Here is a 25,198-nt window from a genome sequence, read left to right as displayed (position 1 = left end):
GACGGTGAGAGCCGGCAGGTCGGGTCAGTTTCGTGGCTGCTATTCATCTTCCGAATCGAGATGAACATCCGAGTCTGCAGCTTCGTCACCGCTGAAACCACACATTTCCATGAATTCCCAAGCGCGTAACCAATTCCTGATCTCGTTGATCTTGAGGAGCGAATGGTCATCGACACTTCCGCCTTGAGCCTCTATCGCGTAGGCGCGATTCAAGTAGTAGGTGTATGCCTCGCGGAGTACACCTGTCGGCTGGAATGCGAAATTGTGCGTGAACACGACCTCTTGGGCGGATACCACCATTGCGCTCCAACTCGGCATCTCTAACTCGCAGTCGTAGTTGTGCGTCAGGCAGTCATTCACTGCGCGCTTAGCTAGCCTCAGAAGCCGTCCATGAAAGCCGTATAGAGGGGATTCAAAGAATGACGATCTGTCACTATCGCCAATCTGCTCAAGGATGGCGTCCGCTCGATCCTCTGGCGCAATTTGGAAGGGGTTGAGCGCACAGATGATTAGGCTATTTCGGTGGTGTCGGGGAATTTCGCGCCACGGCTTTCGGATGAAGCAGAACCCATGAAGGTGCTCCGATTCCATAAGTTGCGCCGCGTAGGCACTCAGCCCCGATAAGTGCTTTTTTGTATGGCTCTGAAGGTCACCATGCTCTTCTTCACTATCAAACCATCCTTCGAGGTCACTGAAGGATGCTACAACGCATGACATGGCGTTGTGTGACAGCAGGGCGTTCGTCAGATGAAGAAAATCTTCATCTGACGGCAGATGCAACTGCAACTTCAAACTCTGAAGTGTTCCATCTGAAAAAACTGGCTTGTAGACGATGACGTTCCGGTCGTTGATTAGCAAGTCATAGAGGTACGCTTGCTTGGTGATCTTGTTGTCGAGGTTGGCCACCAGGACGTTGGCAATGTCCTTGTGCCCTGAAAGTGGAAAAATGCCTGCGATGTAGTTGCTGTATGCCAACAACTCCGAGAAGGCGTTTCGCTCCGCTGAGCGGTCGACTTTGAGTTCGAGGATGAAGAGTCCGTCCTCATGTTCCCCAAACAGATCTAGTTCTATTGGTCTAGTGTTGTCAGTTGGCAGCTTGACTTTGCTTCCAAGGAAGCGCCCGTATCGGATGGTGTGGTGAAGCGCCTCAATCTTCTCGACGGCCCTTGCCTTTAGGATGCGCCAGAGTTCAAAGTCGACGTCTTCTTCCATAGGGGGCAGCGCTTCCGGATCGGCGTCAATTTCAGGTACGTCCTCTATGAGCGTCTCCAGCCCTCGCTGATAGAGGTATTCATGGACTTGGTCTTCGGAGAACTTTGCACCCAACTTCAACTCCCGGTGGATTTGTATTTCGTCAACTGCATCGCGCGATGTTGAAACCCAGTGTAGGGGTGCTGAGCGCCCGCCTTTCACTAGAGAGGAGTTGGGCGAAAGCGGAGCGTTTGAGTGGCTGAGTCGACCGGCTGCTATCGCTGCAAAGCAGCCTAATAGGCGGCATCTCAGATCAGTGCTGCATTGCCGTCTTCGGCAGAAACTCCATCCCAGTTAGCTTGACCAGTTCTTGATAGCTGATTGGCGGCCCGACCGTTTCCCCAGCCCTGTTCTCCTGCCAATGCGCCCAGGCCCGCTGCGTGGTCGCGTCATAAACCAGCTTGTAAAGGTACGTTGGTACTTTCACCCGATTCGCACCAATCGTTGGACCCCTGTCCGTGAACACCGGCCCCGTGATCACATACACATCCCCTTTGGCCCGCAGCACATAGTGGCGCGTGTCCTGCTCGATCTTGTTCCACGCACCTCCGTTATTTTGTGAATTCTGTGGAACCATATTCGCGAGACTGAAGCTTTGCGCCATGGCGGTTGGCGTTGGCATATCGCCTGCGGGCGCCATGTGTCCACGGCTGTACCCGGAGTTCTTGTAATCCTCCAGTTCCGCCCGTTCTCCTCTGGGCAAACGAGCATCCGCAAAGAACCGCTTGGCGCGCTTTTCATCGGCGTCCTCGATGCTCTGGCGATTGAGGCGCTGGGCCACGTAGACGGGTGTGCGCGTTGCGCCGCTGTGCAGCACCGCAAACGCCTCGTAGCAAAGCTCCCGCAGGTCCCGCCGTGGTTTGATAGCAGGAGGCTTGCCACCCGTAAAGAACTGCGGACACTGAGCGAAGCTGGTGGGCTGCGGGGTGAGCAGCGCCGCACTGTCGAATTGAGGCGTGCGGGCGAATGAAACACTGGAGAACGCGCCAGCCAATGACAGGACCAGCGCACAAGAAACACGCACTCGGTGCGACCAACAAGTTTTCAGAATCACTTCGATCAGGCTGCAGAAAATAGAACTCCGATTGGAGCATCGGGTGGCTTGGATGCCGCAGTCCGGAGGCTGAATGCGGGGGGTTTTACACGTGCTTTCACACAACGGGGCGGTGATGGGAGTGCAGGGCTCATCCGCTGTTACCGCCTCGATTCATCCGCGTGCGAAACGTGATCGACCAGCGGAGCTCTGTTGTCGGTGGAACGCTGTGCTGCCAACCCCACCGTGCCTCGCCCGCCATCTTGTAGATTGATCGCGGCGCCACATCCAACTGCACGACCTTGCGTGTCGCAGGATCGTCGGGATACGGCCTGAACCGCAGCAGCGCGTGCCCGCCAAGCGACACTCCGACGATGGTCTCGAAGTCCGGTACATCGCGGTGCCAGCCCAGCGGCGTGCCGGGTGCATATTCGGCGACCAGCGCGTGCACCAGATCCTGTGGTGCGACGCCGGCCCACTGCGCTACTTGGTCCCGCAACGGGTGAAGCCGGGGATCGAGGTCCACACCCGGCAGCAGCCGGTTGGCATCGAAGTCGTACGAGCCACCAAAACTCGTCACCCGGCGCCGTGCCAGGTACTGCTTGTATTGCGCCGCATGCAGCGGCAGCGATTGGATGGTGGCGATCAGTGCCTGCTCTTGCTCCTCATTCAGGAACTGCGTCTGATAGACCAGCCCTTGGATGGAGGACTCGATGGGAGCTTCCCCAAAAAGATGCGCCTGCGTCATCACTTGTTCCTCATTTGAAATCCCGGCTCTCAGTGGCCAGCCGTCCGAGCAGCGGCGACAGATCCGCGAGCCGGTCTGCCACCAGATTGCACACCTCGCCCTCGCGTTGCCAGTGGCCCTTCACGGCCAGCAATCTGGAGCCCAGCAGCACCTCGCGCTGCGCGTCCCGCACGCCGCGCCAGACGATGACCTGCGTGGCGCCGTGTTCGTCCTCCAGGGACACGAAGATCGTCCCCTTGGCGGTCTCCGGCTGCTGGCGCAGTGTCACGATCCCAGCCGTACGGACCACACGACCGTTCGGGATGCGCCGCAGTTCCGCAGAAGTCTTCAGCCGGTACTTGTCCAGCTTCTTTCTCAAGAGCGCCATTGGATGGGTGCGCAAGGTCAGGCCCACCGACGCATAGTCCCAGACCACGTCTTCTCCTTCCGGGGCCGCGGGCAGCTCCAGGTAGTCCTCGTCCACGGGCGCGTCCTGCAGCAGCTCGGGCGGAGCGTGCAGCGCAGCGGCATCCCAGACCTGCTGGCGCCGGTGGCCAGACAGCGTGGCGAGTGCCCCCGCTGCGGCCAAGAGCTTCATCTCGTGCTGTTCGAGCCTAGCGCGCCGGGCCAGTTCCTCAGCGCTATCGAACGGGCCCTCGCACCTCGCAGCCATGATGCGCTGCGCACTCGCCGCCTGCAGGCCACGAATCATGTGTAGGCCCAGCCGCACGGCAGGGACGTCCGGCAGGTCCTCCAGCGAGGTTTCTACATCGCTGAACATCACGTCCACCGGCCGCACCTCGACACCATGGCGGCGGGCATCCTGGACCAGCTGGCTCGGGGAGTAAAAGCCCATGGGCTGGCTATTGAGCAGCGCAGCGAGGAACGCGGCCGGTTCATGCCGCTTGATCCAGCATGACGCATAGACCAGCAAGGCGAAGCTGGCCGCATGGCTTTCGGGGAATCCGTACTCCGAGAACCCTTTGATCTGCTCGAAGATCTGCTCGGCAAACGCTCGTTCGTATCCTCGCGACGTCATGCCGTCCACGATCTTGTCGTAGTACTTGCCCAGACCCCCTTTGCGCTTCCAGGCCGCCATCGCGCGGCGCAGTCCATCGGCTTCGCCGGGCGTGAAGCCCGCGGCCAGGATGGAGATCTGCATCACTTGCTCCTGGAACACCGGCACCCCCAGCGTGCGGCCGAGCGCCGTCTTGAGCGCCTCGCTGGGATAGGTCACCGGCTCCTTGCCCTGGCGCCGGTTCAAGTACGGATGCACCATACCGCCCTGGATCGGTCCGGGCCGCACGATGGCCACCTCGACCACCAGATCGTAAAAGCAGCGCGGGCGCAGGCGCGGCAGCATGCTCATCTGCGCGCGGCTCTCGATCTGGAACACGCCGATCGTGTCGGCCTTGCAGACCATGTCGTAGGTCTCGCTGTCTTCGGCCGGGATATCCTGCATCCCCATCACGCAGCCGCGGCGCTGGCCGATCATGTCCAGGGCCCGCCGGATCGCCGACAGCATGCCCAGCGCCAGCACGTCGACCTTCAAAAGGCCCGCGGCATCCAGGTCATCCTTGTCCCATTCGATCACCGTGCGATCGGCCATCGAGGCGTTCTCCACCGGCACCATGCGGCACAGCAGATCCCGCGTCAGCACGAAACCACCCGTGTGCTGCGACAGATGCCGCGGGAACCCCATCAGCTGGGTGGTCAGCGTGATGAGCTGGCGAACAGCCAGATCGGTCACCGACATGCCCAGTTCCTCGAACCGCTCCAGCCGGATGTCCTCTCCGTCGAACCACTTCTGACCCTCGGCCAGGGCCTCCACCGTCTCCAGGCTGAATCCCAACGCCTTGCCCACGTCCCGGATCGCCGACTTGGGCCGGTAACTGATCACAGTGGCAGTGAGCGCTGCTCGGTCTCGGCCGTACTTGCCGTACAGGTACTGGATCACCTCTTCGCGCCGCTGGTGCTCGAAATCGATGTCGATGTCCGGTGGCTCATTGCGCTCGCGGCTGATGAAGCGCTCGAACAGCACCGACATGCGCGCAGGGTCCACTTCGGTCACCCCGAGGCAATAGCAGACCACGCTGTTGGCGGCCGAGCCACGCCCCTGGCAGAGGATGTGGCGTGAGCGCGCGAACGCCACGATGTCGTACACCGTCAGAAAATAGTGCTCGTAGCGCAACTCGCAGATCAGGGCCAGTTCATGCTCGATCTGCGATTGCACGGGGACCGGGATGCCAGACAGCCAGCGCCGGCCGGCGCCCTCATAGGTCATTTGTCTCAAATACTGCGCCGCGGTCAGGCCGCGCGGCACCACCTCATCGGGGTACTGGTACTTGAGCTCATCCAGGCTGAAACTGCACCGAGACGCCACGTGCAACGTCTCGGCCAGCAAGTCCGCAGGATAGGTCTGCGCCAGCCGCAGCCGGGTGCGCAGGTGCCGCTCGGCACTGCGCTGCAGGGCGTGTCCGCATTCCGTGAGCGGTTTGCCCACGCGTGTGGCCGTGAGAACGTCCTGCAGCGGCTTCCTGGAGCGCACGTGCATGTGCACATCGCCCACCGCCACCAGCGGCAAGGCCGTCAACTCCGAGAGCCAACGCATGCGGTGCAGCCAAAGCTCATCGTCCAGCTGGCGCAGCTGGTCCACCCCGATCCAGCAGCGGCCCCGAAACTGCTTCAAAGTCCACAACGCCAGCGCTTCCAGTTGCGCATCGCTAGCCTTGCGGTCCGGGCAAAGCAAGGCCAGGCAATCGGCGAGCTCCGCGCCGGTGATCTGGTCCAGCGTGAGGTGATAGGTCCCTTTGCTGGAAGCGCGGCGCAGCTTGGTGATGAACGCGCAGAGGTTGCCGTAGCCGTTGAGGTTCTGCGCAAGCACCACCACCGTGGCCGGCGCCTCGGTGGCACTGCGCGGCTGGATGCAAAACTGCGAGCCCAGGATCAGGGGCAGGCCTGCGGCCTTGGCTGCGACGTGGGCGCGCACGACCCCTGCCATGCTGCACTCATCGGTGAGGGCCAGGGCCCGGTATCCGAGGTCCCTGGCTCGCTCCACGAGTTCGTCCGGCCAGCTCGCCCCGCGCAGAAAGCTGAAATTCGACAGGCAGCGCAACTCCACATAGTCCGGGATCGCGCGGGTAGGCCGATTCATCGTTCGCCCTCACGCGAAGTGACCGTGGAGAAACCACGCCGTCTGGTCACCGGCCAGGCGCTGCTGGAATACCCACAGAACGCCAGCGTGCGGGCTCAGCGCGAGCCAGTAGTCACGCTGCACGTGCAACGGCTTCGCGTCTTGGCCGCCTCCGCTCGCACCACCGCCTTCACCTGCCTCGCCGCGGTGCCACCAGCCACCTTCGACCCGGTCGGGCCCGAGCAAGAGTTGTAGAGGGCCTTGGTAGATGGGGCGGTTGTCGCGCTCGATCAGGCGCAGTGGTTCCTCCAGCACCCAGGTGGGCAGCGGCAACCCGTACGAAGGCTCCGTCGCCTTGCGGCGTTTGAGCACACCGCTCTCCCAGCACTGCATCCACTCCAGCCGGTGGTCTTCGCACAGGATCGGTCGGCGGACGCAGCCCTCTCCCAAGCGGGCCTGGATGCGTTCGAGCGTGAGGTCGGTGCTGCTGCCCTTGCGTATCGTCTCCGGGATCAGCGATCGGCTTTCTTCGACAATGGGCGCCACCTCCGAGACCAGCAACTCGATGTCGCCGGCAGGCGCCAGCAGTTGCACCTTGGCCAGGTGCTCAGCCAGCAGGCGGGAGAAGTGTTCCACATGCTGGGTGGGGTGCGCCGTGCGGACGGTGAGCTCGCCACCCGTGCCTGCATCCTTGGCGCGCATCACGTCGTGGCACCAGCGCAGCGTAAAGGCCGTGGCGCCCAATCGCCTTGCCGCGAGCCATCCGGCCATCTGCAAGAGCAGGCGCCGCGCGCCGAACAGCAAGGCCGGTGCAGTCTCCACGCGCGACATCAACTCCAGCCTGGCGTGAAAGGTCTCGGGCAGTGTGATCCAGTCGTACACCTCGGGCCGCAGCCCGTACGCCTGGTCCATAGCCTGCAGCAAGGCTTTATCAAAGCGGCGGCTCAGGCCGCCCCGAGGCAAGGCCCGAACATCCCCGAGCGTGAGGCAACCGATCCGCGCCAAGGTGGCATGGTGCGCAGCCACTGCCGTGATCGCGGCCAGCGGCAGTGGATCCAGCCACTGGGCCAGCGGAGCGCGAAACCCGTCACAGTCTTCGGGGGTTGAGGCATGGTGCACCAGCGCCAACGCGGCGGTGCCCGTCGGCGCCCAGGCGATGCGGGCGCCGAGTTCCATGGCGCCTGCCTCCACGAGATCGTGCAATGGCTGCATCCCGCCAAAAAGCCGCGCACTGGCCGACACCTCTGCGACGACGCAATCCTCCAGCAATGCCACCCGGGGAGTGAACTGCAAGGCCCAGATGCCGAGAGCAGTCACGTCAATGGGGGATGGACTGGCGGGCAAAGGGATGGGTAGCAACGCGGCCCAATGCCCGAGCATCGGAGGCCTCCTTGTGGGAGCGTGCGACAGGGATCGCCTGCGGGACCCTCAATCGCGGCGGGATGACTGCCGCCAAGCTGGCAGGCATGGCCTCCAGATACAAGGCGTCCTCCAGCGACCCGCCACGCCGCTTGGGGATGCGCACTTCCAGCTGCCAGCCAGGAGCGAGCGACACTGCGACCCGCAGCGGAGCGGGCGAGGCATCATTCAACGCGGTGATGGGGCGAAGCAGAAACACCGGGGCGTCGCAGGACTGGGCGTGGATCTGCAGGCGCCGGATCTGCTCTGGCCGGGCTTGAGGCAACCATGCCAATACGGCACCGGCAGGGTCGGACTTGACGAGTTGCTCAGTGATCCAGAGGCGGTCTACCGGGGCGCTGGCATGGATCCAGACGACCTGGTCGGGCGCCAGGCCGAGTTGTACCAAGCCGCCAACGTGCGGCTGCTTCGGGGGCGCGACCAAGTAGACACGCCCACCGGCATTGAGGAACAAAGGGAGCGATGGACCCAGCAGGCGCCACTCGCACAGAGCCGCCTGGGGGATGAGCAGCTCTGTCAGCGTGTGGGTCGGCCAACCGCCCCCGGGAAGCTGGGCATCAAGGGCGGCAAAGCCCGTCGGGACCGTGCGGGAGACCGAACTGCCGACTTCCGCACCGCGCCACACCGCCTCGGCCACGTGACGCGGGAGTGCATCTAGGCCGAAGGTACCAGAGGTGTGGGCAGGAACTGGCATGGCAGGGAGACCGAATAAGCATCGCAAATACTGTATGAAAGCACAGTATATGGGTGCGACCCAAATTCCGGTAGCCCAGCCTTGCGCCGCCAGCCACCCTGGCGCGGAATTCGCTCAGAATGGCTGAAGCGCATCGACATCAAACCAGGGGGCGTATGGCAGGAAAATTCATGGGGCGTGACGCCGTGATCAGCACCATCAAGAGCGCTGAGAGAACCAATGCCATGCAAAAGCGCAATGGCACGAATCACCCGGTGCACGCTGTAGTCTGCGGGTGCTCGGATCCGCATTGCGGGGCGTTTCACAGGCTTGTGGACGACCAAACATTGCCTACCCCTGAAGAGGCGGACGCGACGCTCAAAACGGCGAAGTTAGCGAAGCGAAGTGTCCCTGCTCAGGACAAAGCAGGTCCACCGGGGGATAGCTAACGATCACAGCCCAATGCGGCTTGACTTCAATCTCGGTGTCAGGGCAACGCATAAACGGCCGATTACGAATCGCGGTTCTTCTTGACGCACTTATGCATGATACGGTTTCACAACTGACGATAGTGGGCTGCAGACGGCCATGAGCGGGCCTCGGACACCATGAAGTTAATCGAAGAAGAAGTTGTGCGTGCGCTACCTGCGTAGCGGCATCCACTATCAGGTCACGGGCGATGCAGAGGTCGAGGTGAGCAGCAACACCCAATACGCCGCGATCCGCCAGCTCGGCGGCACCATTGAGATTCCAGCGCGCCAGGCAATGGTGCGCTACCGCAGCTTGGCTGGGCGGGTACTGTTTGCGGTAAGAAGCACAAGCGGGCGGCCGAGCGGCAGGTGACCATTCCAGCACACCAGGTCAGCATTCCCGCGCGGCCGTTCCTGGGGACCAGCTCGGCGGATGACCCGGAGATTCGGGAGATCGTTCAGGATTGGGTGGTGGGGCGAGTTGGGTTTTTTAGGCAGAATGAGACCGCAAACTACACGATGGAAGAGCATATGGTGGACGAAACCGCGTCGCACGACGCGCAGGAACCAAACGAATCTAGGTTAAGCCAAGTTTCTGAGGTGATCTTGGGGCAAGTGACCGGACTACCAGCCCCAGTCCAGAGAACGTTTTGGAAAGCTTTTGGGCGCTTGGCAACTTCTGCCGTGGAAATACCTGCCGCTTACATGGAAGGCAAGGCGGCCCAAATTCGTGCTACGTCCGACGCCCGAGTTCACGCAATCAAAACTTCGGGAGCGGCCATTGCTAGTCAGCTTCAGGTGCCGCCAGCCTATGTAGAGGCTGCAAGCATTAAGTACGCGGAACGGATAGTTGGGAGGCAGAAGAACCTCGACGCGATTGTCAGCACTGCGGCCGAAGAATTGGCACGATTGCCTCCTTCCGGGCTAGAGGGTGATCCTGTTGGATCAGCGGAGATTAGTGATGACTGGCTGAATACTTTTGAGGCTGAAGCCGAGAATATGAGCTCCGACTACATGCGGACCGTTTTCGGAAAACTGCTAGCCAACGAAGTGAAGAGGCCTGGAGCGTTCTCCCGTCGGTCCGTGAAGATTCTGGGTCAGATGGAGAGGCAAGAGGCAGAGATTTTTGCTCGCTTCTGTTCCCTTGCAGTCCAGTTCGAGGTAAATGGGCAAGTATTCAGCGGTCTGCTTATGACCCTGGGTGAGGATGTTGAGGTAGGCGGCCTAAGTAGGTACGGCCTGGACTACCGGTCGCTAATGACCTTGATTGACTACGGGCTAGTTCTGGGGACGTTCAGTGGACGTCAGCGGGTCGAGATGTCTGAACATGTAGATGACGATGTGACGTTTCTCCATGCAGGAAAAAATTACCGATATGTCTCAGAGGTCCCTGGAGAGAGAGTTATTGAATTAGCAGGAATAACGACTACTCGGGCTGGAACTGAACTCATGCAATTGGTCACACCAATCCCTGACCCTGAGTATTCGGCCCGGTTGGAAATTTACCTGCGGTCTCAATCCCTGAGGCTTGACCGGCTTACGTAGTCGCGCCCTGCTCGAACTGAAATACGGTCCTGGTTCCCACTACGTTCCTTCCGCCGCCGACCATGGCGGCATGCCTCACCGCACTGCCTCCCGTAATACCCTATGGCGACATCCCCATTGAGCGATGCCTCTTGAGAGACGATGTCATGCTAGGGTTCATCGACGAGAAGGGTCGACTCATGATGACCATCATTGAGGACGACAAGCTGGCCGACGCGGCGGGTAAGCAATCGAGAAAACGCGGACAACAGCATCGGACCTGGACAGAACTGTAGTTCCTCGGATGTCTGCTTCGGGCCCAAAGCCGACATCTGCAATGACTGCTTTAGTCCAGTGATGGATGCCTTACAAGCGTTGCGAGGAACAGCAGGATTGAGCTAATTGCGGTCAGCAGCGCAACCACTAGCCAGATGTTTCGACATGCCTCCATCTTCTCGGCGTAGGCTTGATAGGTAAGCACAGGTCCAGTTAGGCTGTGCACGGTAACAATCTCCCCTTGATAGAGCCCGATCCTTAGTTGCTGCCCATTCCCCTCCAAGGCAGCAATCTGTTCACGTCCGACGCCGAGCACTTGCGCAAAAGGGAGGTAGATGACAGGCCTAAGCTTTCTCAGATATTCATCGCGGTCAATGTCATTGTCGACACCAATGCCAAAGCCTCCATTAAGCCGAGTGCTTCCATGATTGATTCCATTGCGACTGACCACGGTTTCAAGGGAGCCAATGTACTTGACGGCCACATTCCTTGCACTCAATTCGGACTCGGGAATGACCTGCATCTCCGCCCGCTGCAAGAGCAGCATGCCTGCTACGACGAGAAGCGCGATGCAGAGGTGCATCCGGTACTTATATAACCACTCGTAGACCTTTAATCCCTTCCTCCGCATATCCCTCCCAATGTCTGCTTCTAGCCGATCGCTGTTGCGTGCAAAGCCTAGGCGCGAGGTTCTTGCATTCACGTATGATTTCGTTCGGAATCTGCAACAGGTAAATCCAGGGCGAATTATGCAGCCCAACCATTGAGTTTCTAAATGTTTCGATGCAGTATTCCCTGGCGACAATATCGGCGTAAGAGGGAAAACAAACATGAAGAAAACTTTGATCGTGGTCGCGGCGTTGTCGCTTTGCACCATTGCTTCTGCCAAGGGGGCGGGGGCCATTCGAGCAGCCATTCCAGCAGCCACATGAGTTCCAGCACTACCCATTCCTCCGGTGGAAGCCACTCCACGAGTGGATACACCCAACTGGGCGGGCTCACCCAAGCATCGCTTGCTAACAAACTCGCCAAGGTTGCGCCCGTGGCAGCGGCTCCCGCTCCCGCGGCGCCAACTGGTGTGATCACCAAGATGTGACAGCGGCGCTCCCCTGGCTCGAGAAAAACGGCGGTTGGGGTGGCTTGCTAGTCGAGGTCTGGGAAAGTCGAAAATCGCCATCCGCCTTTGGGCTCGTACTTGCGTGGGTTCTCGAAGTATCTCGATAGTTCACGATGGTCTGTGATCTTCAGCTCCTCATAGCGCAGGTCCCACATGACGCGACCGATGTCCGACATCGCAGCTCGCTCTTGCGGCTTCTCCTTCATTGTCCACTCGAACAGCCGCGGCAAAATGAGACCGCCGGGCAGATCCATGGCAGCTAGCTCAGCCGCGCGTCGGCTCACCAAAGCACGCAGGCCACCGTTGTGCACCTCGCTGGCGTACTCACCCATGCTCGCAAAGCCCTCCAGCGGTCGCAGCATTAGTATCCGGTACAAGAGCAAACCTAGGCCCCAGCTTTCATAGCTGCCACCGAAATGAACGCTCCTTTGCCAAGGGCGAAATACCTCTGGGGGAAGACTCGTGAGTGCGCCTCCAATCATTCGCGGCGCATAGGCGAGCATCACGAAGTTGTGATCCGGTTCGTCATCGTAGTTGCCGGAGATGACTGGAAGTGCTTCACCCCAATCGAGCACCTTGACTCCCGCCTTGGCGTCGATCTGGCTGACGAGCGGCCCCATGTGCACAAGGCTCTCTGGTAGGAGCATGATGTTTCCAGGATGAAAGTCCCGGTGCTGATAGTTCCTCGTAGCTGTGGACATCGCGTAGGCGACTCGATGAAAGACACTGAGGCGCTCCAACGGAGTCAGTAGGTGCGCTCGTTCCAGCCAAGTTGACAGCAGCTCACCGCCGACCCATTCAGTGACAAGTGCAATGGTCTGAATGTCATCGAATTCTTCGAAGTGCAAGACCTTTGGCGCAACGTCGTCGAAAGGAAACTGCGTGATGTTTTCGAGGGCATCTCGTTCGGTCATGAACTTCGCTCTCTCACCTTCGCCTCGCGGGCAGATGAGATACTTCATGAAGACTCGGTGACCAGTCTCTGTATCAGTTCCGGAGAATGTGGCACCTCCAATAGAGCTGCCGATGGCGCGATCCGCCCGAAAGCGCCCACCCAGCGTTTTCACTCCCAGTTTCTTGATAAGTCTGGTGCCGTTGATTGAGGTAGGAGCAGCGGCCGCCGTCGAAATCGGGGGCTGGGCGGACGAGGGCAGTGGAGCTGTGCCGGGCATATCGCTCTAGTCAGAGGGTGGGGTGACGAAAGATCGTGGCTCTAACATCGCTACAAACAAGCATGATTTCGTTGTTTGAGCGAATCGCTGAGGCCAGGTCGTCGCACCTGAAATCAAGGCGCTTTAGCAGCATCGGAATCGCCTCGCCATAGGGCGAGTCCTGGAATTCACCATAGAGATCTTCGCATAGTGGACTCCAGCAGAAGCAATAGTCGGCTGTTGGACGCAGTACTCGGACTTCTCCAGTGTCTCGAGCATAGCTGCGAGCTACTTCGAGCGATCCGGTCGAAAAGATCGATCGCTGGCGGAATCGGACACCGAAGTGGGCTTCGAACCAGTCGTCGATCTCTACCTGCACATGTTGTGGCATGTTCACTGGGGCCCGGTTCTCTGGAGAGCTGAAGTGAAACGTCTGTTCGTGGGAGCGAGTCGGAAATCCACGCAGGAGACTGAAGCTCCGCGTGAGCTCTTCCCACTGGTCTGATGATTTCCAAATGGACATTTTGGTTGTGGTGCCCGCACGGAGTGGGCGTGTGTGGGGCTGGCTTGCGGGAGCCGGCACTGGTTAAAACGAATTTTTGAGATGGAACCCGACACGGGTTCGTATTCCACGCCCACATCCGAAAATCAAGAAGATAGGAGGACGATGTTGGGGCTAGCGGTCCAATGCGCCTCTCAGCGTCGTGTTGAGTTCCTCGAACGCGCGGATAACGGAGTCGAACACGAAGTCAAGCGCCTTTCCGTAACCTTGCCCGAGGCTACCCGTGTCGAACCCCATGGCTTGCAGCGGACCGACGTTTCCACCGAGCTCGTGCGCGTCGGCGATGCGCAGATCGTTGTTCAGAAATAGCGGCGCTAGCCGCTCGTTCTTGTGTTTCCATCCCGTGGACTCCTCGGCGCTCCGAAGGGCGGTGACAACCTTTTGCTCGCCCTCGAGGCCATCGAGGAGATTGAGCACTCCCTGAAGAAGCTTGGCGCTTGCCAGGCCGTCTACCTCCTTCGCAGGGCAACCGGCTGCTTTCAGCAGGCGCTTCAGATGCGCGGCGGAGATGCTTTGCCAGGTCTCGTGCAGAACCTTGCACCTGCTCAGAAAGGCTTGCTGCGACATCTCCAATGGGGCGACTTGCGCGAGGCGGCTCAGCTGGGGATATCGATGCCACCAGTTGGCCGTGATCTCGCCGCGAGAGAACTTCAGCACATCGTCGACATTCGCCGACACCCCGACCGTCGCTCCGAGTTGTACGAGGTTGTCGGCGAGGTCAAGCAATTGCTCGACGAGCCGCGCAGTCTTGGACGCGATGTGCTCCTCTGCGTGGTCCACTGCCTCGACTCGCCAAGGTGCCACTGCATGCCGGTGAGCGTGCAGGATTTCCCGGTCGGGCTTAGGTTTGTAGAGCTCGCGGATGGGAACTCGAATCAGGTTTCGTCCGATGCGCTCGCACCCAGAGAATTCCCACTGGCCACCGTAGGACGGGTTGCACGAGCCTCGCCGACCCGGCATGGAGTCGAAGTACTCGTTCTGCTCGTATCTCTCAAGAAACCGGTCGTCCAGGTAGACGATGCTTCCATGCAGCTGAGCGTTCGCCCAAGCATGCGTCACCGGATTATCGATTCCGGGCCAGGCGAGCCCGTCAGCCCCTCGCTCGGGAGTTTGCTCACAGCTTAGGGCGACAACTGTCGCCCAGACCTGGAGGAGGAGACGCCCCTCGTTTTCACGCAGATCAATCTGATACCAACCGACTTCAGGCTCCGCGAGGAAGTGGTCCTGGCCGTTCATGAGCTCGCGCAGCTCGGGGCTGTCGGCAAGGCTCGCCTGATAGTAGAACGCGCGCGCGCCTACAGCACCGCGCATCCAGAGGTACCTTCTGAGGTACTCGTTGCGCATGCTCCAGTTGACGTTTCTCGATGACTCGAAGTGGTACTGGGCAGAGATCTCACCCTGCGCGACTTCGAAAACCGGCAGGCTGAGATCGTCGTAGACAAGGCGCTGCTGTTCGTTGCCCACGCACCGAGCGCTGAGGCCGAGCGCCATCCAGACCTTTTCGGCCAAGTTGAAACTGAACCTGGAGCCGTCGCCCCAGGCGGCCACAATGTAGTCGTAGCTTGAAACAGAAGGGTCGAACTTGTTCGAGGAACCCTTGGCACCTACGAGAGGTACGGAGCTGGCCACAAGACCTTCGCCAGCTTCATTCAGCACGCTGAGCCCTTCGGCCTTATCCTCCGGCACCACGGCGGTGAGCATGTGCACGCATTCCAGAGCAAGCTTCGGAGTTTCTTCCTCGAACCACGATGCCACCTCGACGGGTTGATCTGGGTCGAAGCCGATTGGATGTAGAAGGGCCCGAAGCTTGGCCGGAAGTAGCCGCGAGGGGATCGGAAATTCGGCGAGATAGTTGATTGGCATTCGAGATGTCGCTAAATGGTCGGCGTCCTCGACTAGGAATTGGAGTTTTCGACGACGTCATCGGGCGCGTCATCGTCTGCCGTCGGTGTGCCGAGCAATGGCGTCGTGATTTCGAAATCCGACGGGTTGCGAGTCGAGAGTTGGGACGAGGGTGGAATGGCCAGACGCCGAGGTGGCCGCTTGGCGACGCGTTCGATCTCACTCAGGGGGTGTGCCTGGAAATGCTGGCGGAACGTCTTCTTGAGGGCGGTACTGTTAGTGCCAGCAACCAAGCGCCCCAGTTCGTCACTTTCGACAACCCGAAAGTCGTAGCGCCTCACGCGCGCCGCTTCGTCCGCGATTAGCCCGCGGGCCCGCTCCGACAGTACGCCGCTGGTCCAGTACTCGAAGACTTGCCGGCACTCGCGCCACTGCCAAGTGGCCTGAGGTGAACGTCGCATCACTGGGATGCGCTCTTTTAGCCAGACCTCGACCATTTCGTCAGGGACGGTGCCGCCGGGCTTGTAGCCCTTGCACTCGATGAATCGGACGGACTGGTTGGCGTGATAGACCAGAACGTCGACCTCGGCCTGGCCGCCGGCTTCATCTTTGAGAATCTCGTTGAGTTCGATTGACGTGTGCGGGTCACGCTGACGTACTAGATCGGCGACGATGTACTCGAATAGAGCGCCTCGCAGGTTGGTGGCAGCGCCCTCGATGTGGCTGAGCTTGTCGAAGATAGCCGCGACCCTATCGAACGAGTCCGTGCGTAGGTATGCGTCCTTGAGGATGTCGGTCAGCTCTCGAAGAGCCTTGGCGACCTCGAGCCCAAACAGGCTCGTCGTGGTCGCCGGAACGACACCGTTCTCCCTCGCAAGCGCGAAGGCCTCCGGCGTGTAGCCATCCGCTACAAAGATCTGCATGCAGCGGCCCACCTTCGCAAGCGCCCGCAGCGAGGTGCATTTATTGATGAACGGCTGGAGCTCGTGTGCGGCGACGTTGATCCCGAGCAATACGTCGCAGACGAGATAACCGGGCTTTTTCTTGTTGGCGGCCTTGTCCCACTGCGTGAGCGGGCCAAGGTAGGAGGCTCCGGTCAGATCCCAGTTGAAGGTGCCCACCCGCGGCTGACCATCGTCCGTGTCACGGAGTGCCACGGTGTTGTAGCTCACGAGTGCCAGGTTCCGAGCCCAGTCCTTGACGGCGCTGAGTAGCACAGCTTCTGTGTTCAGGCGTGCGCGCAGACGGTTGAGCTCCCACGGCGTTGCCTCGACAGTCTGAGCAAGCTCGATGCATTCACCAATCCCCGTGGCGTCGAAGCACTTCACCAATTGCGCACTCTTGAGGCGGTCAAGGACGCCTTGGGCTGGGATGTGGCCCTTCTGGGCCATGGGGGCGCCACACGCAATAAGGAAGTGCCTGACCGGCATGACGCCGCCGCGTGCCATGAGAGCGGCAAGACCGCCGCCGTATGACGCGCTGTGCTGTAGAAGGCGCTTGACGAGCTCGTGCCAGAACTCTGGCGAGGCGTAGTCGCTCTGCAGGTAGACGAAGCGCGCCCCTCGAGGGAACACAAGGTGGGCGAGCTTCTTGATCTCCGTTGAGCGCGAAACGCGCTGCCGGGCCGTCGCTGGCGCCACACCGTCCTTGACCAAAGCGGCGACAAGCTCCGTGCTCAAGCATGGTCGGATGGTCTGGAGCAGGCGAGTAAGCGAGTCAGCCATGGGATGCGAGCGCCATCGATGTCACACTGCGCTATTTATAACACGTATATACGTGGCCAACCGTAAGACTCGAATACCAGCGAGAGTCCATCGGAAAATGGGGTCTGGCGGGGTGGTTGAGTGGCCTACTCCGCCAATAGTGTCACAGTGGTGGTTTTTTGGGGTCGACTGGGCAGGCCCGGAAATGCGTCTGCTCGATCTCGGCAGGACAGCTCACGTCATGCGCATGCGAACCTGAGCCTAAGGGGCCTGCCGCCGCTTGGAACGCAGCGTCCTTTTCGATGCAGAGTGTCGCCAGCGCGCGCACAAAAGGGGTTGGCGCCAACCGTTAAATTCCCAAATTCCCTCCGTTTCGAAAGTCCGGTTTGGGCGTCGAGATCGAGCATGCGAATTTCGCATCTGGGCCCAAATGCGACGCTCCCGCTTGTCTAAAGCTGACATTGGCCGAAATTGGAATTTATTCATTTCATTAAATTCACTCCCGTTTCGGCGCCCTGCCGACGTTGCTTCACGAGCGCTGGGGGGACTTGCTGCTATTTAAGCCCGAGCTTCGACAGGTTTTCAGGGAAGTCACGTCAATCCATGGTCGAAACCAGAGACGGCCTGTCTGGTTGCATCAGTCGACCATCTCGTTGGAGTTGCGTGTAGTCCACTACGGTGGCCATAAACTAGGCTTGAAATGTCGATGAATTGCCGGAGCCGAGTCGACCGGCCTCAGCGCCTGCGACTCAACTGTAAAAGTGCTGGATTAACTTCCGGGGATAGGCATCAGACTGATGCCAGGCTCTCGGCCGCATGATGTGATGGGCGCCGAGTCTGACAAACGTCCGTTATCGACATAAGGAGGAGCAGGGGCGCCGCACTTAGGGCACTCCCATGCGCTGCCGTCGAAAATGTGCCCGCAAGTCTTGCATGTGATCCTTACACCCGATTGATGATGGTGTCTCCAGAGTCGTTTCTCCGCAAATCGCTCCATCTCTCGTGCCAGCAAAAGACGTGCGCTTCTCACGGTAAAACGACGGTAAAGCCCCATTTCGATCACAGCTAAGCGCTTAACCACGCGGGTTCGGGCGGCTCGTTGATGATTGAGTGCTTCATGCATCTTGTCCGCCCCTGCTCGCAAACGGCTTGGCAGCCAACACAAAGATGAAGGCTAGGGCGTTCTAGAATTCCTAATCCACGACAGCGCTCGCTGCAGATCCGCTGCGACCAGTCGTGACAACTCAACCTCCTGCGATCCTCACGCGAAGTCCGGTAATGAGCAGATCGAGGCCTAGGTCAAATCGCGCATCAAAATCCGGGTTAAACAAATCACCCATAGCCGCTAAGGCATGGGGATAGCTGTGGGCCGCCAGCGCCTCGAACGAACCTCGATGACTCTCGATGTTCAAGGGCTCTGCGTCCGGACGAACCAGCGGTTGCTCTTCCATCACGAAACCCATCACGTAGTACAGGATGCTGAAGGCCCCCCAAGACGCCAAGCGAGTGGAGGCCCCAGCCTCGCGCAAAGGGCCTATCAAGGCCTCGGCAACGCGGAGGGTGTTGCCGGTGGTGACATAGGTGCCTGCGTATACGCGCGCACCGTCACGTCGCTTGAGCAGCGCGCGGCGGATCTCATGCGCGGTCATGCTGACCGCAATGCACCATGTAGTCGAAGTGGAGGGTTCGGCCAGATGCTTGTGTGCAACCCCTTCCATCAAAGCGTCCGCTATGCCATCCATCAAGGCCTGCTTATTGGTGAAGTGCCAATACAGCGACGCCGCTTTGATTTCCAGTTCCTGGGCAAGACGGCGCATCGTCAGACCCTCTATGCCTACCTCGTCCAGCAGGCTCAAAGCAGTGGCAATTACTGCTTCACGTTGAATTTTCATGCATTTCCCATTTGACAGACTAACGGCGTTAGATTAGCATAAAGCTCATGACTAACACCGTTAGATTGGAATGTGAATGAAAAATGACAATGTGGATGTGATCGTGGTGGGCGCAGGCCCTGTGGGCTTGACTCTGGCATGCGAGTTGCGGCTGGCAGGCCTGCGCGTCACCGTACTGGAGCGCCGTGCCAAGCCGGTGGCGCAGTCGCGCGCTTTGACCATGCACGGTAGGACGGTGGAGATGCTGGCCCAGCGCGGCGTGGCCGACCGCTTTCTAGCGGCCGGCATGAAAATTCCAACCGGGCACTTTGCAGGTCTCGGCACCCGCCTCGACTTTTCGGTCATCGACACGGCCTTCCCCTTCACCCTTTTCATCCCACAGAGCGTGACCGAGCAACTGCTAGAGGCATGGGCACATGAACTGGGCGTTGACGTGCGCAGAAATGCCACTGTGGAGCGCATCGCCGAAGTGGCCGATGGCGTCTCCGTGTTGGGGCAACAAAGCGGCACGCCTTTCGATATTTCTGGCAGCTACGTGGTCGGTGCAGACGGCGCGCGCAGTCTGGTTCGCCAGCACGCTGGCATCGCGTACGACGGCCTGCCCGCCAAGAAGACAGTAATGCTGGGCGACGTTCGTCTGAGCGCGCCACCGTCTACGCCGGGACTCAGCGTGGGCAACATGGTGGGCGGCTTGATGGTGGTTCCTCTGGGTGGCGGCTTGTACCGGGTTATCGTCATTGATGCCGACCGGATGGACGTGCCTTTGACCAGGCCCGTCACGCTCGAAGAGTTGTCTGATTCAACCCGCCGAGTGGCGGGACAGGACTTCGGTCTACATGCGCCGGAGTGGCTGTCGCGCTTCTCGAACGAAACCCGTTTGGCGAGTGCCTACCGTAAAGATCGCATGCTGCTGGTTGGTGATGCTGCACACATCCACCTTCCCGCTGGCGGCCAAGGCATGAACGTGGGCATGCAGGACGCGATGAACCTGGGCTGGAAGCTGGCGGGCGTGGTGAACGGCCGCGCGCCCGAGTCGCTGCTCGAAAGCTACCACCAGGAGCGTCATGCAGTGGGTGCCGCGTTGTACCAGAACACCTTGGCGCAGAGCGCGCTCATGATGAATTCGTTCGATGCCCCAGGACAGGCGCTGCGGGAGATGTTCAGCGAGCTGATGAAAATCCCCGCACTCAATGCAGCGCTCGCGCATGATTTGTCCGGCTACGGAGTTCGATACCCTGCCCCGCTCGCCGCTGTTCCGCAGGGATGGGCGCTGCTGCCCGACTGGACGGGGCGGCGGCTGTCTGACTGGCAGTTGCAACTGGATGAGGGTGGCCGAGCCTCGCTGTTCAGTTTTCTGCGCAGTGGCCTTTGGCTGCTGCTACAACTCACGAACTCCGAGGAAGGCAAGGATGGCAACTACACGCCTCAGCTTGACGCGCGATGGGTCGCTACGGTCAAAGCTGTTCCCGCGGATCGCCAGGCAACACTGGCAGGCGTGCATGCCTTGCTCATACGTCCAGACGGCTATGTGGATCACGCCGTCGCACATCAGGAGGTACGCGTGACAACCACGGTCAAGCCGAATCTGGATGCACTGCATACGGCATGACTCATCGGCCAGTAGTCTATGGGGAGTTCATCAGCGGCACCTATCGCCGCAACAACCTGTACTTGCCTTGTGTTCTCGAGCAGACCAGGGACGGGCCGACCGGTGTCGGCTGGGAAGAGTCAACGCGGGCTCGAACTTAAGCATGTAAATTCTGGGCGTTCCGCCTTTCTTGGCCTGCCGGATTGACTCTGACCCGCAGCGCGATCAGGAGCGCCGCGAGCAGCATCAAGATACCAGCCGCGACGAACACCCCCGCGATGCCGCTGACGCTGAACATCGCGCCCCCCGCCGCTGCACCGGCGGCAATTGCCGACTGTACCGACGCCACCACCATGCCCCCGGCGCTTTCCGCTTGATCCGGGACGGCCTGAGCAACCCAGTTCGACCACGCCACAGGCACAGCGCCGAAGGCCAAGCCCCAAAGCGCTAACAGCAACGCCTGCCCGGCCACCGTAGCGGGCAGTCCCACCAGGGCCAGCGCAGCCACGCCGACCAGCGCAGGCATCAGTACGAGCGTAACCCGCACACTGCGGTGCAGCATCCAGCCGGCCAGCAAAGTGCCAGCGAAGTTCGCCACGCCAAAGCCCAACAGCATCAACGCCAGCCCATCTGGCCCGATGCCGGTAGTGCTTTCCAGGAACGGTCGGATATAGGTGAAAAGCGCGAAGTGCCCGGTATGCACCAGCACGCAGCCCAGCATGCCCACGCCGATGCCCGGGCGCAGTAGCACCTCCAGTACGGTCCGCAGACGTGCGGTCTTGGTGGGTGCGAGCCGCGGCAACGTGAACCACTGGAAGGCTAGCGTCACCATTCCGACCGCGGCCGCCGCGAGGAAAGCGCTGCGCCAGCCGTAGCGCCCTCCCAGGTAGCTGCCGAGCGGCACCGCCACGACGGTCCCCACCGCGATGCCGCTGAAGATGATCGACAAGGCGCGTGGCAGCAGCGCCGTCGGCACCAGGCGCATCGCTACCGCGGCCGCCATGCTCCAGAAGCCGCCTAGCGCGATGCCTAGAAGGATCCGCATCAGCAGCAGCACCGCGAGGCTCGACGAAGCTGCCACCAGCAGGTTAGAACCGACCATCAGCGCCGAGAAGCCCAGCAGCACGACTCGTCGGTCGAGCGCCCGCGTCAGACCCGGCACCAGCAGGCCAGCGAACAGGGCTACGACGGCCGTCACGGTTACCGCCTGCCCCGCCAAGGCTTCTGAGACACCAAGGTCGGCCGCCATTGGGGTCAGCAGGCTGGCTGGAAGGTACTCCGCCGTAAGCAGTCCGAAAACACCCATTGCCAACGAGAGCACCGCCGTCCAGGCTGGCTCGGCAGGAGCGCCGCTGGGCGCGTACTTTGGGCCGGAAAGCCGCGCGGGATCGCAAACAGCATCATTCATCACACGTCCTTGAAAGCATTGAAGTGGCGACTGTAGGCGCGAACTTCAGGATGATCTATGATGGGTTATCTTGAATTTTTGATCCAAACACCTGAAATCCAGTGCCGCCACCTTTCGCACTTTCTTCCGGCCTAATCAGCGAACTGCTGACGGGCATGCGCCTGCGCGGCGTGCAGTACCGACGGGTGCAGACTGGTCCGACGTTCGGCATCGGTTTCGCAGCCCGTCCTGGGCATGCATACTTCCACTACCTCGCGGTCGGGTCCGCCATCCTGCGTACCGAAGACGGCACGCTGCACGCGCTCTCGGCCGGCAATGTCGTTTTGCTACCGCAGGGCGGGGCGCACCAGCTCCTGTCGAGCCCGGACGCGTCCGTGCAGGACATCGGCAGCTTCGCCGCGCCGCCGCTCGGCGACGGCGTCTACGAAGTGGATGACTGCCCCAGCACCAGCCCCCTGCCCAGCGCAATCTTCTTCTACGGCTGCCTAGAGTTCGACCTCGGAGGCATGCAGGCCCTCGGCCGGCTGACGCCGGGGCTGATGCTGGTGGATGCCACGGGCGAGCGTTACCCCGGCCTGCCGTCGATCCTCGCTTCAATGAAGGGCGAGATCTGCTCCGGGCGTGTCGGCTTCGCCGGCATCCTGGCGCGGCTGGCCGAGGTGGCAGCGGCAATGATCGTGCGCGGCTGGGTGGAGTGCGGTTGCGACAACGCCGCGGGCCTAGTCACAGCGCTGCAGGACCCACGGCTGGCGCACGCCATTCTTGCTCTGCACAGGCAGCCGGGGCGCGACTGGACGGTGGCAGAACTGGCCGCACAGTGCCATATCTCGCGCTCCGTGTTCGCGGAGCGCTTCCAGGCCACGATCGGCATGCCGCCGCTGCGCTACGCGACCGACCTGCGCATGCGACTGGCCAGCCAGTGGTTGACGCAGGACCGGCTGTCGATCGACGCGGTGGCAGAGCAGCTGGGCTACACATCGCAGGCCGCCTTCAGCCGCGCTTTCAAGCGGGTCATTGGCAATCCGCCAGGGCAGACGCGGCGACTTCGAACAGCAACGGAACAATGAGGCGGGTGACTTTAGCTACAACTTTTATGAGTACGGCTATGGCAGATTGGGCCAGTCGGACAAATTTTCATTTAACCCCCGAGAGATTTGCCTTTATTCTCAAATAGCGTTGACGATTACAGCAAAATCGGCTGCCAATGAACTTTACGACCTAATAATTCATTACTCAAAGAGAACCGAGATTTAAAGATAACCCTTCGCTCAAGCAGATCCACCTACGGCATTCGGCTTACCTAGCCCCTTAGGCGGCCGAGAACAGAACTATCCACTTCGGGAGTGATTTTGGAACCAATCACAACACATCTGCACGTCGAATGGGATGGCCCACATTCGTACGACGCTGCCAAGCGACTCAAAGATGAGTTTATTGACTACGGTGTCTACCAAGTTTATGGCGCGCATCCAGTTTATGGATCGGATGTACTGCTCTATATAGGAAAAGCGGACAAGCAGACGTTTGGCGTACGCCTTTCCCAGGAAGGCTGGAACTTCCACAATCAAGACTCAACGCGAGTGTGTTTCTACGTCGGCCGCATCTCAGGATATAACAAGACGCCAAGAGACTCTGTTTGGACAAAGCACATAACGCTTGTCGAAAGACTGCTGATCTATTCTCACTGGCCTGCAGGAAACTCCTCTGGACTCAACGTGGGGTTCGGAAAAGAGCTGTATGGGGTGCATGTTTTAAACTGGGGAAAGTACCGCGATCTGCTGCCGGAGGTATCGGGATCAAGATATTCTGACCAGTTCTACGAAGACAAAAACTACAAGCCATACGGCGAGTCGCGGCGCCCGGTCGTCTAAAACCTCGCTCAAGCATTAGGTTCTCATTGGATTTGCAAACCCAGAGCCATGCATGCCCGTGAAAACCGTAGATTCAGTGAGAACGGATCGAGGTGCCATTCCCATAGACCGCTAAAAACCTACCGCATAGGGGCTTCGGCTGCGATTTGGCGCCCGATGAAGCGATGAAAAAAGGCCCGTCAAGCGGGCCTCTCATTCTGGAAGCTTCCCTTACCGGTTGCGGTGGTACTCCGCGAAGTCTGCGTGGTCCTGGGCCTCCTCCGCATCCAGGGTGAACTCGTCACGATGCTCTCGGCAAAGCCCGTTTGGGTACATCTCGCTCGAAGGGTACAGGCGATCGGGCCCACAGCAGTGGCATGTACTGAACTCGCCTCGGTTGACCGCGACGGAGCTTCCAAAGCCAATCAGCACGTCGTCGGTGTCGTACACCGGCAGGTTGTCGATGGATTTCACACCGGTTGACATGCACGCTGGCGCTAAACCCGTCTGAATGCCCCGGGCGAGCCACAAGGCATCCTTGACATCAAGACCAGCACGGCTACCAACCTTGGCGATGGCTCGCTCAAGGGAAGGCACATTCGGCTCAATGTGATGCGGAAATTGTTCGTCCGGAGAGGGAACGCCGTCCACAGGAACCTCAATCATCATGGTCTTCGGCGCACCATGCGCAGGCATAAATACCAGCGACTCGATTAAATGAGTCTCCTTGTAGCCACCGGTGGACTTGAAGCCGAAATATCCGGCGATCAGTTCATGTGCAGTTGCTGAGCGAAGCTTGTGGCCATGCTGCTCGGCAACATGACGAAGATGGAATGCCGCCTCGCGGACGTAGTCGGGGGTTGTTTCGTTCGACATGATTTTTCCTTACAGGGGCCACGCGCATTACGCCCCTGATAGGTCCAGTCGGACGTTGGGGGAATCAGAGTCGGAAAAAGTAGAACCAGGCTTTTTTCGGAGCGCGAGAACCGAGGCGGCCGCCTGCCTTCATTATGATGGAAATCGCGCTGCACCGTGACGCGTGTTCGCATTGCCGTTTGCAAGTAGCGAGAATCTTTGCAAGATCAATGAGAACCTACCCAAGCGGCGACCCACTGCGGTGAACACCGCTTGGCCGCTCCAGGCATTGGAGTAAATAGACTTTCGCGGCTAAGCGGTGTCGCCTCCACGGGCGCCTTAGTTCGAGCGTTGAGCTTCGTTTCCGCTAGCCGCTACCGACTGCTTTTGGCCGAACGCGGTCATCGCAGCGCCTAGGGCATCGCATCGCTTACAGAGCGTCGAGCCACCCATGCGCGTCCATATGACCTATGAACGCGGCAAGCGAGGCTCCGTCCACCTCAAGCTCGGCACGGTGACCTCCCTTTCGATGAGGCTCGATGGTGAAAACTGAGACGAGCCCCGGTGCGCTCTTCAACGCTGTAACGAGGGCCTCCCTCTCTGCATCACCAGAGGGGAAGGGATGTTGCTTGTGCAGGTAGCGAGGTCCAATTCTCATCACAGCGTCCGCTTCTGGCCGAATTCTGTTCCCTACGCCAAACGGAAGAACGGACAGCCGTACTCT

Annotated in this window: 18 protein-coding genes; 5 read left to right on the top strand and 13 right to left on the bottom strand. The window is 60.1% G+C overall.

Annotation, left to right across the window (positions count from 1 at the left end; translation table 11 throughout):
• Window positions 1–39 precede the first annotated feature (39 nt).
• From R1Z03_RS04595 to imuA, 6 genes are all read right to left on the bottom strand, one after another.
• Window positions 40–1,326, bottom strand: coding sequence for a hypothetical protein (locus tag R1Z03_RS04595; RefSeq protein ID WP_317357266.1), 1,287 nt, complete (start codon window positions 1,324–1,326; stop codon window positions 40–42).
• Window positions 1,327–1,504: 178 nt separating this feature from the next.
• Window positions 1,505–2,305 (bottom strand): DNA/RNA non-specific endonuclease, encoded by an 801-nt coding sequence (locus R1Z03_RS04590; protein ID WP_372588233.1) that lies wholly within the window; start codon window positions 2,303–2,305, stop codon window positions 1,505–1,507.
• Window positions 2,306–2,435: 130 nt separating this feature from the next.
• Window positions 2,436–3,032, bottom strand: coding sequence for an alpha-ketoglutarate-dependent dioxygenase AlkB (locus R1Z03_RS04585; RefSeq protein WP_317357264.1), 597 nt, complete (start codon window positions 3,030–3,032; stop codon window positions 2,436–2,438).
• A 10-nt stretch (window positions 3,033–3,042) separates the two neighbouring features.
• Entirely contained in the window at window positions 3,043–6,165 is a 3,123-nt protein-coding gene (locus R1Z03_RS04580; protein ID WP_317357262.1) for an error-prone DNA polymerase, read from the bottom strand.
• Between the two features lie 9 nt (window positions 6,166–6,174).
• Window positions 6,175–7,524: a DNA polymerase Y family protein gene (locus R1Z03_RS04575; RefSeq protein ID WP_317357260.1), complete on the bottom strand. Its 1,350-nt coding sequence runs from the start codon at window positions 7,522–7,524 to the stop codon at window positions 6,175–6,177.
• The gene (gene imuA, locus R1Z03_RS04570) at window positions 7,463–8,257 is read right to left on the bottom strand and encodes a translesion DNA synthesis-associated protein ImuA (protein WP_317357258.1); all 795 of its coding nucleotides are present in this window, start codon (window positions 8,255–8,257) and stop codon (window positions 7,463–7,465) included. Before imuA ends, R1Z03_RS04575 begins: the two co-directional genes overlap by 62 nt.
• 615 nt (window positions 8,258–8,872) lie before the next feature.
• Between imuA and R1Z03_RS04565 the strand changes: the two genes are divergently transcribed.
• Window positions 8,873–9,079 carry a hypothetical protein gene (locus tag R1Z03_RS04565; protein WP_317357256.1) on the top strand — a complete coding sequence of 69 codons (207 nt, stop codon included), beginning with the start codon at window positions 8,873–8,875 and terminating at the stop codon, window positions 9,077–9,079.
• A 158-nt stretch (window positions 9,080–9,237) separates the two neighbouring features.
• Entirely contained in the window at window positions 9,238–10,251 is a 1,014-nt protein-coding gene (locus R1Z03_RS04560; protein WP_317357254.1) for a DUF2806 domain-containing protein, read from the top strand.
• Between the two features lie 325 nt (window positions 10,252–10,576).
• Here the strand turns inward: R1Z03_RS04560 and R1Z03_RS04555 are convergent, their stop codons facing one another.
• From R1Z03_RS04555 to R1Z03_RS04535, 5 genes are all read right to left on the bottom strand, one after another.
• Window positions 10,577–11,410, bottom strand: a complete 834-nt coding sequence (locus R1Z03_RS04555) for a hypothetical protein (RefSeq protein WP_317357252.1) — start codon at window positions 11,408–11,410, stop codon at window positions 10,577–10,579.
• 239 nt (window positions 11,411–11,649) lie between these two features.
• Entirely contained in the window at window positions 11,650–12,795 is a 1,146-nt protein-coding gene (locus tag R1Z03_RS04550) for a hypothetical protein (RefSeq protein WP_317357250.1), read from the bottom strand.
• Between the two features lie 655 nt (window positions 12,796–13,450).
• A complete protein-coding gene (locus R1Z03_RS04545; protein WP_317357248.1) occupies window positions 13,451–15,199 on the bottom strand; it encodes a hypothetical protein in 1,749 nt (582 codons plus the stop codon).
• Window positions 15,200–15,231: 32 nt separating this feature from the next.
• Window positions 15,232–16,857: a hypothetical protein gene (locus tag R1Z03_RS04540; RefSeq protein WP_317357246.1), complete on the bottom strand. Its 1,626-nt coding sequence runs from the start codon at window positions 16,855–16,857 to the stop codon at window positions 15,232–15,234.
• 1,268 nt (window positions 16,858–18,125) lie between these two features.
• A complete protein-coding gene (locus tag R1Z03_RS04535) occupies window positions 18,126–18,773 on the bottom strand; it encodes a TetR/AcrR family transcriptional regulator C-terminal domain-containing protein (protein ID WP_317357244.1) in 648 nt (215 codons plus the stop codon).
• Window positions 18,774–18,849: 76 nt separating this feature from the next.
• Here R1Z03_RS04535 and R1Z03_RS04530 point away from each other — a divergent pair, with 76 nt between their 5' ends.
• A complete protein-coding gene (locus R1Z03_RS04530; RefSeq protein ID WP_317357242.1) occupies window positions 18,850–20,382 on the top strand; it encodes an FAD-dependent oxidoreductase in 1,533 nt (510 codons plus the stop codon).
• Between the two features lie 136 nt (window positions 20,383–20,518).
• On the opposite strand, the gene R1Z03_RS04525 is transcribed toward R1Z03_RS04530, so the two are convergent.
• The gene (locus tag R1Z03_RS04525; protein ID WP_317357240.1) at window positions 20,519–21,769 is read right to left on the bottom strand and encodes an MFS transporter; all 1,251 of its coding nucleotides are present in this window, start codon (window positions 21,767–21,769) and stop codon (window positions 20,519–20,521) included.
• 155 nt (window positions 21,770–21,924) lie between these two features.
• Here R1Z03_RS04525 and R1Z03_RS04520 point away from each other — a divergent pair, with 155 nt between their 5' ends.
• Together R1Z03_RS04520 and R1Z03_RS04515 are read left to right on the top strand one after the other, a co-directional pair.
• Window positions 21,925–22,836 carry an AraC family transcriptional regulator gene (locus R1Z03_RS04520; RefSeq protein ID WP_372588266.1) on the top strand — a complete coding sequence of 304 codons (912 nt, stop codon included), beginning with the start codon at window positions 21,925–21,927 and terminating at the stop codon, window positions 22,834–22,836.
• Between the two features lie 282 nt (window positions 22,837–23,118).
• Window positions 23,119–23,640 (top strand): hypothetical protein, encoded by a 522-nt coding sequence (locus R1Z03_RS04515; protein WP_317357236.1) that lies wholly within the window; start codon window positions 23,119–23,121, stop codon window positions 23,638–23,640.
• A 210-nt stretch (window positions 23,641–23,850) separates the two neighbouring features.
• Here the strand turns inward: R1Z03_RS04515 and R1Z03_RS04510 are convergent, their stop codons facing one another.
• Complete coding sequence (locus R1Z03_RS04510; protein ID WP_317357234.1) at window positions 23,851–24,495, bottom strand: hypothetical protein; 645 nt, start codon at window positions 24,493–24,495, stop codon at window positions 23,851–23,853.
• Window positions 24,496–25,198 lie beyond the last annotated feature (703 nt).

Source organism: Acidovorax sp. BLS4, assembly GCF_032929295.1.
Lineage (GTDB): Bacteria > Pseudomonadota > Gammaproteobacteria > Burkholderiales > Burkholderiaceae_C > Paracidovorax.
Note: the sequence above shows the minus strand (reverse complement) of the source record. Positions and strands in the feature narration are given on the sequence as shown.